The sequence below is a fragment of the Dyadobacter sp. SRI_021 genome (assembly GCF_057586235.1).
In genome coordinates this window covers 75,683-89,876 of record NZ_JBYCZM010000014.1, presented here as the reverse complement: position 1 = coordinate 89,876, position 14,194 = coordinate 75,683, and the positions used below count along the sequence as shown (strand labels likewise).

The 14,194-nt window shown below is 49.7% G+C and carries 8 protein-coding genes and 1 pseudogene; 2 read left to right on the top strand and 7 right to left on the bottom strand.

The genetic code is table 11. From position 1 onward, the window contains the following. Window positions 1–2: 2 nt before the first annotated feature. The 4 genes and pseudogenes from AC2YIT_RS28970 to AC2YIT_RS28955 all read right to left on the bottom strand — a co-directional run. Window positions 3–1,835, bottom strand: a pseudogene (locus tag AC2YIT_RS28970) (Ig-like domain-containing protein); the annotation flags it as partial. Between the two features lie 77 nt (window positions 1,836–1,912). After that, on the bottom strand, window positions 1,913–4,972 hold the full coding sequence (locus tag AC2YIT_RS28965; RefSeq protein ID WP_487281493.1) for a serine hydrolase domain-containing protein: 3,060 nt from the start codon (window positions 4,970–4,972) through the stop codon (window positions 1,913–1,915). A 174-nt stretch (window positions 4,973–5,146) separates the two neighbouring features. After that, window positions 5,147–5,857 (bottom strand): ATP-binding cassette domain-containing protein, encoded by a 711-nt coding sequence (locus tag AC2YIT_RS28960; protein WP_487281492.1) that lies wholly within the window; start codon window positions 5,855–5,857, stop codon window positions 5,147–5,149. 215 nt (window positions 5,858–6,072) lie between these two features. Then, a complete protein-coding gene (locus tag AC2YIT_RS28955; RefSeq protein WP_487281491.1) occupies window positions 6,073–7,188 on the bottom strand; it encodes an acyltransferase family protein in 1,116 nt (371 codons plus the stop codon). Window positions 7,189–7,419: 231 nt separating this feature from the next. Between AC2YIT_RS28955 and AC2YIT_RS28950 the strand changes: the two genes are divergently transcribed. Beyond that, entirely contained in the window at window positions 7,420–7,860 is a 441-nt protein-coding gene (locus AC2YIT_RS28950) for a hypothetical protein (RefSeq protein WP_487281490.1), read from the top strand. Window positions 7,861–7,974: 114 nt separating this feature from the next. Then, a complete protein-coding gene (locus AC2YIT_RS28945; RefSeq protein WP_487281489.1) occupies window positions 7,975–9,111 on the top strand; it encodes an ATP-binding protein in 1,137 nt (378 codons plus the stop codon). A 96-nt stretch (window positions 9,112–9,207) separates the two neighbouring features. On the opposite strand, the gene AC2YIT_RS28940 is transcribed toward AC2YIT_RS28945, so the two are convergent. From AC2YIT_RS28940 to AC2YIT_RS28930, 3 genes are all read right to left on the bottom strand, one after another. Then, window positions 9,208–10,875 carry a complex I subunit 4 family protein gene (locus AC2YIT_RS28940; protein WP_487281488.1) on the bottom strand — a complete coding sequence of 556 codons (1,668 nt, stop codon included), beginning with the start codon at window positions 10,873–10,875 and terminating at the stop codon, window positions 9,208–9,210. A 29-nt stretch (window positions 10,876–10,904) separates the two neighbouring features. Further along, on the bottom strand, window positions 10,905–12,857 hold the full coding sequence (nuoL, locus tag AC2YIT_RS28935; RefSeq protein WP_487281487.1) for an NADH-quinone oxidoreductase subunit L: 1,953 nt from the start codon (window positions 12,855–12,857) through the stop codon (window positions 10,905–10,907). A 62-nt stretch (window positions 12,858–12,919) separates the two neighbouring features. After that, a complete protein-coding gene (locus tag AC2YIT_RS28930) occupies window positions 12,920–14,131 on the bottom strand; it encodes a serine hydrolase domain-containing protein (RefSeq protein WP_430844103.1) in 1,212 nt (403 codons plus the stop codon). Window positions 14,132–14,194: the final 63 nt, after the last annotated feature.

Sequence of the window (14,194 nt, the reverse complement as noted above, 5' to 3'; positions counted from 1 at the left end):
ACAATCTCTTTGCGAGCACTTTCACATTTCGATATTGAGTTTTTTTGACTGACAAAGTATGAATATGATTTTGCTTCTCCAGTGGGCGGAATTGGCGCATTAACAGAACCTGTCCCCCCAGTAGCTGTATTATACCATAGTAATGTGTGATCAGCCAAAGGAGTCGCTGTTAATGGAGCCGCTGTTGTTGGGCTTTGGCAGATTGCTTGCGGAGTAACTACCGCCGGACCAGCAAACTCTTTACACAAAACAATAACCACTATTTCCGCCCGTTCGCTCTCGCAACCAATAGCATTGGATTGTGTAACGTAGTATTTTGTTTCCCCAGCTACCGTTGTTGAAGGCTTAGGAGCAGATGGCAAAGGAGTTGTGGTAGACGCATTAGCGTACCATTTGAGATTAGTTCCCGTGGCTGTTAATACAGGTGCGTTATCTCCCACTTCGTAAGTTTTGTTAGAAACACCTGGTTTAGCAGGAGGAGTACATGCAGTAACGGTTACGATAATCTCAGCTCTTTCGCTCTCGCACCCAATAGCGTTGGTTTGAGTAACGTAGTATCTTGTTACACCTATCGTTGTCGTCGCAGGTTTTGGAGCGGATGGTAAAGGAGTCGTAGTAGATGCATCGGCGTACCATTTGAGATTGGTCCCTATCGCTGTGAGTACTGGTGCATTTTCACCTACTTCGTAAGTTTTATTAGAAACACCTGGTTTAGCAGGAGGAGTACATGCAGTAACGGTTACGATAACCTCAGCTCTTTCACTTTCGCAGCCATTACTATTTTGTGTGACCCAATAACTTGTTTTTCCTACGGATGTAGTGGTCGGAACGGGTGCCGATGCTAATGGTGCAGGACTTGTTTTGGTTTCGTACCACTTTATTTGAGAGCCAGTTGCTGTCAAAGCTAACGCAGTTTGGCCTGTGGAATAGGTCGGGTTAGTATAGGTAGGAATAGGGGATGCTGCATTGATGGTTAAAGTGACTTTGACCTTTTCGCTACGGCAAGTTTGCGAAGGATAGTTATAAACATAATAGTCTTTTGTACCGGCAGTGACTGTCGATGGTGTCGGCACAGTTACAGACGCGGGGCCATCGATGGATTCTGACCAATAGAAGGAAGAATTAGGTTCAGATGCCTTAACGGCGTTTTTCAGCACATCTGACGATAGAGTCGCATTTTGACAAACGGGATTTGGTTGAGTGACCGTTGGAGTTGATGCGGTGCGATATACGCCCAAAATGATTTGAGTCTTGCTGCTTTCACACCCATTTACTGTCTGGGTAACATAGGCAAAGGGAACTGCGGCAGAACGCGGCGCATCCGTATTAACCGAAGTTATGGGAGAAATTTCGATACTACCGTTATCGCCGGAATACCATTTGACGTTTTCTCCTGGAATTGTTGGAACTAAGGCAGGTTTTTCTCCTACGCAAAATGCAAGTGGAGGGATTCCCGTAGGTTGCGGAATTGAATTTACGGTAATTCCGCTGATGACTGATCCAATAGTTGATGGGGAAGACGCGATCACTCTAACCTTATAACCTTTTCCCGGATTAACTGAAGCCGTTGACAGTTTGATCGGCGACGATGTTCCAGACTTTTCGATTGATGGTTTAGTGAAATCACCGTTTTCATCCGATAGCTGGGCAGTAAATTCGTTATCGGCGCCAAATGTACCCGAGAATGTAAAGGGGACTGAGATTTCTGTTCCAACGCAATAACTAGCTGGCGTTATTGCCCCCGTGGTAATCGTTGTCTGTCCGAATGAAGCTGCCAGGCAGAATAGCGTGGCGAAAATGGTAAGGAAACTCTCTTTAATAAATGTTTTTTTCATGTATCTGTCTTAATATCTTTCCGCTAACCTTTTGATTGGTAAAGTTAGAGATATTTTTCAAATACGCTGAAGGTGATTTAAGGAAGCTGGCTTTTCCGTTGAATCAATGAACTATACACGACATCCTGGATTTTTCGACGTGTACGCTGGGTCGTGATCGCCGTGTTTTCGGCATCGGGATTGACGCGGTTGGAAAGAAATATAAATACAAGGTCCTCCTCCGGGTCCACCCACACCATGGTACCCGTAAAGCCCGTATGGCCGAACGAGTTGACCGAGGCTTGCGGCGAAACATAGGAGCTGTTCCCGTCCGCCGGCGCCTTGTCCCAACCCAGCCCGCGATGGTGCGACTCGTCATACATACGCGAGAAGAAGGGCACGGTAGCCTGTTCGTAATAGCGCCTTCCGGCATAATTGCCCTTCCAGAGGTTCATTTGAAGTAAAACAGCCAGATCGCGGGCAGTACCGAAAAGACCGGCATGGCCTGAAACACCCCCTACAATCGCGGCCATCTGATCGTGCACGGTTCCTTGCAGCAATTGCCCGCGGAAGCGGTAATCCTGTTCGGTAGGCGCAATCTGTTTTTCAGGAAAACGGCGCAATGGGTTGAAGCCCAGGTAGGGCAATCCGAGGGGTTCGTAAATGTTGGCAGCCACAAAAATATCCAGCGGCTGCCCCGTTATTCTTTCTACGATTTTTTGCAGCGTCAAAAAGCCGAGGTCGCTGTACAAATAACCATAATTGCCAGCCCGGTCGCGACGGTTATTCATGGGCGATTCTACCACCCATTTCCAGACAGAATCGCGTAATGCGCCTTTGGCAAAAAGTTTAGGGGCGACTTGCAGATAGTAAGCGGTGTCCTGTTTCGAACTGTAATATTCAGGCAGCAGCCCTCCTGCGCTGGTTTTGGTTCTGTCCCAAAGCGATGGATAGAAAGAGATCAGGCCGGAGCGGTGCAGGAGCAGGTCGCGAACGGTGAAGTTCTGTTTGGAAGTGCCCGCCAGCTCCGGGAGGTATTTGGATGCCTTTTCATCCAGGCTGATCTGCTTCCGGTCATACAGCAGCATGACAGCCTGCAATGTAGCCGAAACCTTCGTGAGCGAAGCCAGGTCGTAAATCGTTTCGGGCGTAACGCGGTCGTTGGTACGGTAGCTTAGCCCTCCGAATTGTTTTTCATAAATGATCTTGCCCTGTCTGGCTACAAGTATTTCACAACCGGGAAAAACATGGTCATTCACCGCCGCGGTAGCAATTTCATCGATTCTTTTAAGAGAAATGCCGTCTATACCCACGCTTTCAGGTGTACCGAATGCAATGCGGTTGATAGAAGTAATGTTTACGCCCGTGCCCGTTTTGTAGGCCAATACCGACACCGGAAGGCGCCCTTTTGAGCTCAATGCGCCGAAGATAATCTGCGGTACGATCTCCTGCTGATCCTTGCCGTCCTGGTTCGCACAAATCAGCACGTCGGTGGCAGGGAAATACTGAATGGCATAAGGCGTCCCGAAAAGGCAAAGAACGACTTTCTTGTTCTGCTGTTTGAGCTGGTTTACAAAATCGACCATGCCCGTGGTAACACCATAATTCCGGGCCGGCTTGGAGCTGATGCCATGAATGTCGACGATAATCGTGTTGTAAGGTTCCAGGTACCCCAGCATTTCGGTGATCTGCTCCTGCGACGACGGCCCGTCGTAAAACGAGTAGTTCCGCATGGGTTTGTAGGTCGAAAGCATTTTCTGGAATGCCGCGCTGCTGCCTTCCCCCATGCTTACCGACGCCATGGTGTTGTCGATTACCGAGCCGATCGGAAGCAGGTTATTGTCGTTTTTCACAACTGTCACCGAAGCCTCGCACAATTCGCGGTATAGTTCTTTGCTCTTCTCGCTGTTCAGGTCGGAATAAAGGTTGTTAGTGTCGATAGGCTGGTATTTGTTCAATCCGGCCCAGTATTTGGCCTGCAAAATACGTTTGACCTTATCGTCGATAATCTTCTCGCTGATCTGTTTAGAGTTAATGGCGTCCTTGATACGCGCCACCGTCTCTGCAATGCTTTCGGGGTAAAGCAGCACGTCGTTGCCGGCTATCAATGCTTTAAGGTTTACGTCCGCGGCTTTCCCGTTTTTCAGCACGCCGCGCATGTTCATGGCATCTGTAAATACCAGTCCGCGGAAGCCGAGGTCTTTGCGCAGGAGGCCATTAACGACCTTATCGGAAAGTGAGCTGGCCTGGTTGGGCGTGTTATCCAATGCGGGAATGTACAAATGGGCATTCAGGACGCCCATGAGGCTATCCGCGATCATCTCGCGGTAGGGGTACAGGTCCGTGTTGTTGAGCTGTTCCAATGAGTGTGTCAGCACCGGCAATGTGAAATGCGAATCCGCATCCGTGTCGCCATGGCCGGGGAAATGCTTAGCCGTGGCAATAATGCGGTTGTGCTGCAAGCCCTTCATGTACGCGACCGACTTCCGGGCTACGTTCTCCTTGTCTTCACCGAACGAACGTATACCGATCACCGGATTAGCTGCGTTGCTGTTCACATCTGAAACCGGTGCGAAGTTGATGTGAATACCGAGGCGTCTGCATTGGCGTGCGATATCGTCGCCCATGCGGTAAATCAGCTGATCGTCCTGGATCGAGCCGAGTACCATTTGTTTCGGGAAGGAAATGGTGCTGTCGAGGCGCATACCGAGGCCCCATTCGCCGTCGATACCGATGAAAAGCGGAATGTTTGAATGTGATTGGTAACGGTTGGTAAGCTGCGCCTGCCCCACCGGGCCACCCTGGAAGAATATCAGGCCGCCGATTTGGTAGTCGTTGATCAGCTTATCGATGTATTTGTAATGGGATTCGTCGCGGTTCGAGAAAGTCGCCACCATGAAAAGCTGACCGATCTTTTGCTCGATGGTCAGGGATTTGAGGGTGCTGTCTACCCATTGATTCTCGGGGAGGACGATGACCGGATCGCGGTGCTTTTTAGGGGCTTTGTGTTTCGATTCGGGAGCGGCAGCAGGTACAGGATTGACAGCGACCGTTTTGACCGACATCATTTTCCACGCGACAGATGCCATGGAGGTAAGCACTACCAGCGCCACTACAATCACTACAACACGAAACCGGCCGAACCACCAATTTTTCATACCTGGAAACACTGACTTAACGAGGGAATGTTAGGTTTTACAACTTCAACAACTGATTATCAAAAGTTACAATAATAACAATTTTCCGGCGCTTTGAATCCTGAAAAATATCGTTTTAATGCAATTCTAATATTTGTCTGGCCGAATATCGTCTTGGTAATTACTGTCGGTACATTAAGCTTGCTGCGTGAGCTTTTTGAAAATATCTTCCAGTGAACCGCCCGTTTCGCGCAGTGCCTGCAATGAGCTATCGCTGACTACTTTTCCTTTGTTAATGATGATCACCCGGTCGCACAACGCCTCCACTTCCTGCATAATGTGCGTGGAGAAAAGCACTGTTTTGTCCTTACCGGCCGTGCGGATCACCTCACGAATCTCCTGGATCTGGTTGGGATCTAGGCCCGTTGTTGGCTCATCGAGGATCAGCACATCCGGATTGTGCAAAAATGATTGCGCCAGTCCCACCCGTTGCCGGTAACCTTTCGAGAGTTGTCCGATCTTCTTCCTGCGCTCCGGTTCCAGCCCGCACATCGCGATCACTTCATCTACCCGCGCATTCAGTGCGGCGCCATGCATTCCGTACAGTTTTCCCGAAAAAAGCAGGAATTCGGTTACGTACATATCCAGGTACAGAGGGTTGTGCTCGGGCAGGTAGCCTATGGCCCTCCGCGCAGGCATGGGCTGCTGCATCACATCGAAATCCGAAACTTTGGCGACGCCTTCGGTAGGTTTGAGGTAACCCGTCAGGATTTTCATCGTAGTCGATTTCCCTGCCCCGTTCGGACCCAGGAAACCTACGATTTCACCTTTTTGAAGGCTAAATGAAATCCCGTCGACCGCCCGCTGCGTTCCGTAAACCTTCGTCAGATTGGTGACTTCGATCATGTATTAATTTTGAATGAGTGAATGAATGAATGATTGAATAAGAAGTCAGGAATTGTCATGTATGGTCATGTGTTGTTTCTTGTATCCTGACATGATGGGCTATTCCTGACCACGCATGACTACACCTGACTACGCCTGACCACCCATGACTACACCTGACTATTCATGACTACGCCTGACCATTCATGACCATTCATGACTACGCCTGGCGTCGATCAGACTTTCAGGAACAGTTTATTCCTGTAAAGTAAATACATAAATGCCCATTGTACCGCGATAAATGCAATTACTTCGCCTACCATTTCCACTGAATGCGGGAAATAGCTGAGTAGGCCCCCGAACAATGCACGGGCGGTGTACCCGAAGTCGATGAACCGGCCGACCATGTATATCACAATCGAATTCATACCTATTACCACGAAAAACAGCGTCCATTTGCGGTAGTTGAGCACATCGACGATCCAATAGAACAGTGCCAGCAGCAAAGTACTGAATCCACCTGCACATAAGACGAACGAGCTGGTCCAGAGGTTTTTGTTAATAGGGAAAAAGTAGTCCCAAACGAGGCACAACAGCAGGCTGACGATTCCTGCGAAAACCAGGTAGGTGACTTTACTTTTCTGAGAAATGACTTCACCGCTGGTCCGCAGCAACTCGCCGGCGAAGATACCCATCAGTCCAGTTGCGATAGCCGGGATTGTCGAGACGAGCCCTTCCGGATCGTGAATGGTGAGGTGGAGGCGCCCCGGGATCAGCATTTTGTCGATATAGCTGGCCGGGTTGCAATCGATGGTGAGCATGCCGGCACCACAGCCCGGCACGGGATAGAACATCATGAACAGGTAATAGCCGATCAGCAGTCCGCCGAACCAGATCCACCGTGCGCGGTAGCCGAAATAGAGGTAGATAATCTGCGCGAACATGCCCGCGAGCCCGATGCGCGCGAGTACGCTCGGGTAGCGCATCTGCGACCATTCCGTTTCGAAAAGGCCGTTGTTATAAATGATCCCTAAAATCACGAGGATAATCCCGCGCTGGATCACCTTGCGGATTAGTTGCGATGGTGGTACGCCCTTTTCGAGGCGGCTTCCGAGCGAAAAAGGCGTCGAAACACCGGCCATGAAGAGGAATGTGGGAAAAATAAGATCGTAAGCCCTGAAACCGTTCCATTCGGGGTGGGTAAACTGGTGGGCCAGGAATATCGCCCAGGACCAGCCGGTCGCTTTGGCGAGCACATGGAAAATCTCTTCGCCACCCGAAATCCAGAACATATCAAAACCACGCAACGTATCCAGGGACAATAACCTTTGTGAAGGAGCACTATCTTTCATCTGATAAAACAGGGTGTAGGGAAATAAAATTTGGAAAATAGAATGGAGTTTGAAATAAAACCAATAGCAACTACTGTAAAGATTGCAAAAAATACCATCCGTGATTCCAGCAAAAACTATATTTATTTGAATAAGCCTATAAGTCTCGCTGATAATGAAAAATGGGAGTGATATATGATGGTATACACAACTACCGTTATAAGCTTCGAATTTTTAACCCATCATCACCCCATGAAAAGGATCCTGACGCTGATCTTCGCCCTCGGCCTGCTGCTTGGCGGCTTTGCCAATTCCACATCATTCGCACAGAGCCGCCGTAGCGACGATCGCCGTAGCGACGTTCGCCACGACGACGAAAGTTTCCAAAGCGACGAACCCACCACCCATAGCAAGCTCAACAACCGGCGCCTCGAAAAGAATATGGACAAGTACGCCGACCAGCTTCAACTCACGAAGCGGCAGCAGAAACAACTCAAAAAGATCGACCGCCGATATGCGAGAATGGAAAGGAAAATGAAACGTCGGGGCGATAACAAGCGCAGCGACCGCAAACGCCTGGCCGAAGAGAAGCGCATTGAAATCATTGAGGTACTAACCCCCGGACAGCAGCAGACGCTGGAAGCACTCTCGAAAAAGGGGCGGTTTAGTTTTGATCAGTTGTTTGGAAAGTAGGACTTAGGATACCGTCAACTCATAATAATTTGGGATTAAAATCCAGAATAATCATAATATTTTTGGAATTGAATCCTTAAATATCATAATTTTATTGGATTCAATTCCTGAATTATGATAGTCAGAAGTCAACAAGAGGCGGCGTTAGCCTATCTTTTTAAAGGCAAAGCGCTTATTATTTACGGTCCAAGGCAAGCAGGGAAAACCACTTTCTCTGAACAGCTGCTTGCAATCGTTGCTAAAAAGACACTGAGGCTCAATGGCGACGACGCCGATACCAGGGAAGCTTTTCTCCGTCCGAATGCCACGCTCATCGAAAGGATAATCGGGGATAACGAGGTTGTATTCATCGATGAAGCACAGCGCATTCAGGATGTGGGGCTTGTGATCAAAATTATAGTCGATCGCTTTAAGCATGTACAGGTAATAGCAACAGGCTCGTCGTCCTTTGAGTTGGCTGGCAATATTAATGAACCACTCACTGGTAGGCGGTACGAAATGCAGCTGCTTCCCATTTCATATGAGGAATTGGTTAGATACACTGATTACCTCACTGAACAACGGCTTTTGGAACAACGACTGATTTATGGCTCGTACCCGGAAATCGTCACCGATCCTGTGAATGCTGAAAAGCATCTCAAACTGATTTCGAATAGCTATTTATATAAAGATTTGCTCGTGCTTGAACAGATCAAAAAACCTGTTTTGCTGGAAAAGATCGTCAAAGCGATTGCATTGCAGCTGGGGAGCGAGGTGAGCGTTACAGAAATCGGGCGGTTGGTTCAGGCAGATAATAAGACCGTGGAAAAGTACATCGATTTGCTGGAAAAGGCATTTGTACTCTTCACTGTTCCTGCATTTTCAGGTAATGTGCGCAATGAAATCAAAAAGGGAAGAAAGATTTATTTCTACGATAACGGAATCATCAACGCAGTTACCAACAATTTCAACTCCATTAAAAACCGAAATGACGTGGGTGCATTATGGGAAAATTACCTGATCAGCGAGCGCAAAAAGTTTTTGAACGCGAAAGAGCTAGATGCAAGAATATATTTCTGGCGGACTACCCAGCAGCAGGAGGTGGATTATATAGAAGAAGTAAAAGGGGAACTGCGTGCGGTTGAGTTCAAATGGAATCCGCATGCGTCTGCAAAGTTTCCGTCGACCTTTTTAAATAACTATCCCAAAGCAAAAAATACGCTGGTAACTCCTGCTAACCGCGATCAGTTTCTAACCTCGCCGGAGTTCTAAACGTTTAACAAACATCGAAAACTCACTATCACTGACAATCCCTGACCACACCTGACCCAATGACTATTCATGACTACACCTGACCACCCACGACCCTTACTTCAACCCTTCCAGCCAAGCCTCAACCGTCGGCCCCGACAAATCGAATAGCAACCCCGGCAGAATACCGACGAGGATCGTCAGAATGACCAGCGGCACGAGCATGAACTTCTCCCGGCGCGTGAGGTCGGTGAGGACTTGTGTGGTGGCGTTTTTGTACCAGAACGAACTGAAAAACATCCGTTGATAGGTCCAGAGAAAATAGCCGGCAGCGAGGACGATACCGAGCGTGGACATCGCCGGAATCCACACGGGCAGGGCGTCGGACTGGAATGCACCCATCAGCGTGAACAATTCTCCGACGAAGCCAGAGAAGCCTGGTAAGCCAAGCGAAGCGAAGAATGCAATGCCGGTGACGACGGTGTATTGCGGCATCACGGTGATCAGGCCTCGGTAATGGTCGATACGACGATCGTGGGTGCGGTCGTAGAGTACGCCGGTGAGCAAGAAGAGCATTGCCGACAATATACCGTGGCTAACCATTTGGTAAATGGCACCATTGAAACCTTCAGGAGTGAATGCCGCAATACCTAGCAGTACGAAGCCCATGTGTGAGACCGACGAGTAGGCGATCATTTTCTTCAGATCGTTTTGACCCAGTGCATTGAAACCGCCGTAAACGATCGAGATCATACCGAGAATGGCAAGCGGAATGGCACTATACAGTGCCTCGGTCGGGAAGAAGCCGTCGACAATCCGGATAAAGCCATACCCACCGATTTTCAGCAAAATACCTGCCAGCACGACTGAAATGGGCGTAGGCGCTTCCACGTGCGCGTCGGGCAGCCACGTATGCACGGGCACGACGGGCAGTTTCACCGCGAAACCAATAAACAGGAACCAGAATGCGAGCAGACGGACCGGAATATCGGCAATGAAAAACTCCGACGCGGCACTCAGGATCGAGCCCGGAATATAGTTGCCAGGATCGGCCAGGTAGGTGAAACGGAATGTATGGATCAGTTGCTCCGGCGCGATCTTTCCATCAAAAAGCCATTGCTGGATCTGCGGGATCATGTCGGGATGGACCGCGTCTTCGGGGCCGATGAGTCCAACGGCACGTGCGGTTTCTACCGGATCGATCACCGAAAGGTATAGGCCGATCATGACGATCAGGATCAGCAATGAGCCCAGGAATGTGTAAATAAAGAATTTCAATGCCGCATACTCGCGCCGCGGGCCGCCCCAAAGGCCGATAAGGAAGTACATCGGCAAGAGCATGAATTCGAAGAACAGGTAAAACAGGAAGAAGTCCTGGGCGAGAAAACAGCCCATTACGCTACCGCTCAGCAGCAAGTACAGGCCAAAATACGCCCTCGATTTATGATTGACATTCCACGAACTGACAACGCCCACCAGCAATACGACCACCGCCAGCAGCACCAGCGGAAAGCTGATCCCGTCCACAGCCAATGCATAGTCGACCGAAACAACGCCTAGCGAACCGATCGGCAGTGTGATCCACTCCCTTACCTCTGAAAGTTGCAACGCAGCCTCCTGACCATTAAATGACAAATACGATACCCCAACAACCACTACTTCCAACAACAATGCAACCAGCGCGATGAGCCGGAAATTATGCTGACTGTCGACCGGCCAGAATGCGACGGCAGCAGCGCCCAGTAGTGGTATGGCAATTAAGAAGGTGAGTATATGATCAATCATCAAGCATTAATTTAACCGGCCGGGCTGCATTATATCGCAACCAGCCACAATATCAATAAAAAGACGCCCATTACCGCCACGATATAGTACGACTGTATCCGGCCGCTCTGCATGTTCCGTGCAGCCTGCCCGGCGGAGCGGATGGAGAAAACGGGCAGATTTACGGCACCGTCGACAAACGTCCTGTCGAACCAGGCAATGAAATGTCCGAACACCAGGCTGCCTTTCGCGACCAGATCGACCAAGGCATCGACAATATTTTTTTCGAAGGCTTTGAGGTACTTCGTGATAAATTCAAAGGGAATGAGGAAATATCGTTCATTGGAATAACCGCGCAGCCAGTTCCACGGGCTCTGAGCGGGCTCGCCCGCCTGTATCGGATCATTCACTTTGAATGGATTCTCGGCACTGGTTTCGCGGTAAGCCAGGAAGATCGAAACGAATGTAACGGCGCTTGCCACAAACGGCACCCATTCCAAATGCTCGCCATGCTCTTTCCCGATCCAATGCAGGAACCAGCCCTCGGCATTGAATGGATTAATGGAAAACCAGAAGAACAGCGATAATGCGGAAAGCAATGCCATTGGGAGCCACATGGCTACGGGCGACTCGTGCGGGTGTACGCTTGCGGGGAACCGTTTTTCTCCCCAAAAGACCAGCCAAACCTGACGCGTCATATAAAATGCCGTTAACCCGGCCGATGCAATGACCAGTACTGGGAACAAGTAGCCTAATGCACCAAATTCCGAAGCCCAGAGGAAACCTTCTGTGATAATGGCATCCTTGGAAAGGAAGCCGGAAAAGAACGGTAACCCGGCCAAAGCCGCCGCGCAGATCAGATAGCAAATGAATGTAATGGGAAGCGCTTTACGCAATCCGCCCATGGTGCGCATATCCTGCGGATCATAATCAGGCAATTCATCGCCCGGCGTTACCGCGTGGATCACCGAACCGGCGGAAAGGAACAAGCCTGCTTTGAAGAATGCATGTGTTGCCAAATGGAACAAGGCCGTTTGCCAGCTTCCAAAGCCGACGGCCATCACCATCAGTCCCAATTGCGACATCGTCGAATAGGCGAGAACTTTCTTGATATCCCAGCCTTTTAATGCTTTTACGGCACCGGTAACCATGGTAATGGCTCCAATGATAAGGATCACTAATCGTGCATCAACGGTGAGCAAAAACGATATTCTTGCCAACAAAAAAATCCCTGCCGCGACCATCGTTGCCGCGTGGATCAATGCTGAAACGGGGGTAGGGCCTTCCATCGCATCCGGTAACCAGCCTGAAAGTGGAAACTGGGCCGATTTCCCTACACAACCACCAAAAAGGCAAACGCCGATGGCGGTGAGAATGCCGGGAGGGATGGTCCCGATTTCAAGCGAAAGCACTTCAAAGTCCGTAGAACCGATATAGTAGAAGAGCATTAATATCCCCGTCAGAAAGGCGGCGTCGCCAATGCGGTTGAGTACAAATGCCTTCTGCGCTGCCCAAACGGGTCTTTTTTTTGTATACCAAAAACCAATCAGCAGATAAGACGACAGCCCAACCAGCTCCCAGAAAATGTACATGACCAGCAAGCTGCCGGATAGCACAATGCCGAGCATCGAAAAAAGGAAGAGCTGGATGAATGCAAAATAACGGTTCACATTCCGGTCGTCGTGCATGTAGGCGGTCGAAAACAGCTGTACGAGCAACGCCACGAAATGCACGATGACGAGCATCATCGCCGACAGCATATCGAAACGGAAGGAAAGATCAATAGAATGGCTTCCGACGGTGAGCCAGTGAAATCGGATGTAATGATCGGCTCCCGGATCGGAGGAAGTCAAGCTGATAAACAGTCCTGCCGCGGTAGCCACTATACCGATCCAGCCTGCGAATTTATTTAGACTTTTTCCACCAACCCACAGCAACAAAAAGCACGAAAACGGCAAGCCCAACAGCAAATAAGCAGGTAAGTGGAATGCGGTGTCGGGCATAAGTGCGGGAATGCGTTTAATTTCGGCAAATATCCTGAATTCGCGACCGAATTCAAACAATGCTAGATGTCTTTCTCAATATCGTCGATCTTCACCGACCCGTGGACAACTTCCAGCAGTTCGCGCAAGTCGTACGTGGAGCGATTATACGTATTCCCGAGGACAATGATCACCGCGTCGTCTTCGGGGCATACCCATAGCATGGTGTTGTAACCCTTCCACCAGCCGCCGTGGTAAATAAACCGGGGCGTATGGTCCTCCTTAATGTGCATACGGAAACCGTAACCGTAATTGCGGATACCGTCGCGCTCGAAGCTGCGGGGCGTGAATGCCTCATTGAGCATCTTCTTTCCGAGGATCAGGCCTTTGGTGAGGCCGTTATAAAACCGGTAAATGTCGAGCGTGGTCGAATAAAGGCCTTTATCGCCGACGACTTCATCGTAATAATCCTTTTCCAGCCTGCGCCCGTACTGATGACCGTCAGTCCGGTTTTTGGTGGCTGCGATGGTCGTGTCCGTTACGAGGTAGGTATTCTGCATGCCCAAGGGCGTGAAAATCTGGTTGTTCAGGTATTTGCCGAATGAGTCTCCTGTCACTTTTTCGACGATCGCGGCAAGGACGCAGTAATTGGTATTGCAATAGTTGAACGAGCGGCCCGGGCGGTTGTAAGGCGTCGGGGTAGGAATTACTTTGGCGTACCAATCCATGATATCGAGGTTATCAGGATATTTCCGGCCGTGGCGGACGCTGTCGTTGAACGAGTAAATGTAATTCGGCAACCCACTGCGGTGGCTGAGCAGCATATCGACCTTCACGCCATGGTAAGGGAAATCGGGGAAAAAGCGCTGCACCGAATCGTCGAGCGCGACGCGGCCTTCCTGAACCAGCTTCAATACCGCTACCGCCGTAAATGGCTTTGAAAGTGACGCCAGCTGAAAACGTGAGTCCGCTGTGAGCGTGTCTTTCGCCTTCATATGCGCGAAGCCGAAGGAATTTTGGTAAAGTATTTTGCCTTTCTGAACTACCAGTACATTGCCGTTGAACCCGGCGTTCCTTTTGCGCCTGAAAATATCCTCGATCTTCGCGATTTTCTCCGCCGTTTCGGCATCGGGATTCGTCACCGGTACGGGATCGAGGTTTTTGACAGACTTGCCAGACACGGCCACGTCCGGGGAATCGGTTTTGTTTTTTCTGACTAACCCCCAGGAGATCAACAAAATAATCAGGACGGCAACCGCCATCCACCACACTTTCGGCTGCACTTTTTTCAACATAGGCTTTTGGCCTTTATAATCGGAACGTTGCTATGCTAACGACGGATCGGAAGCATTTTCTAT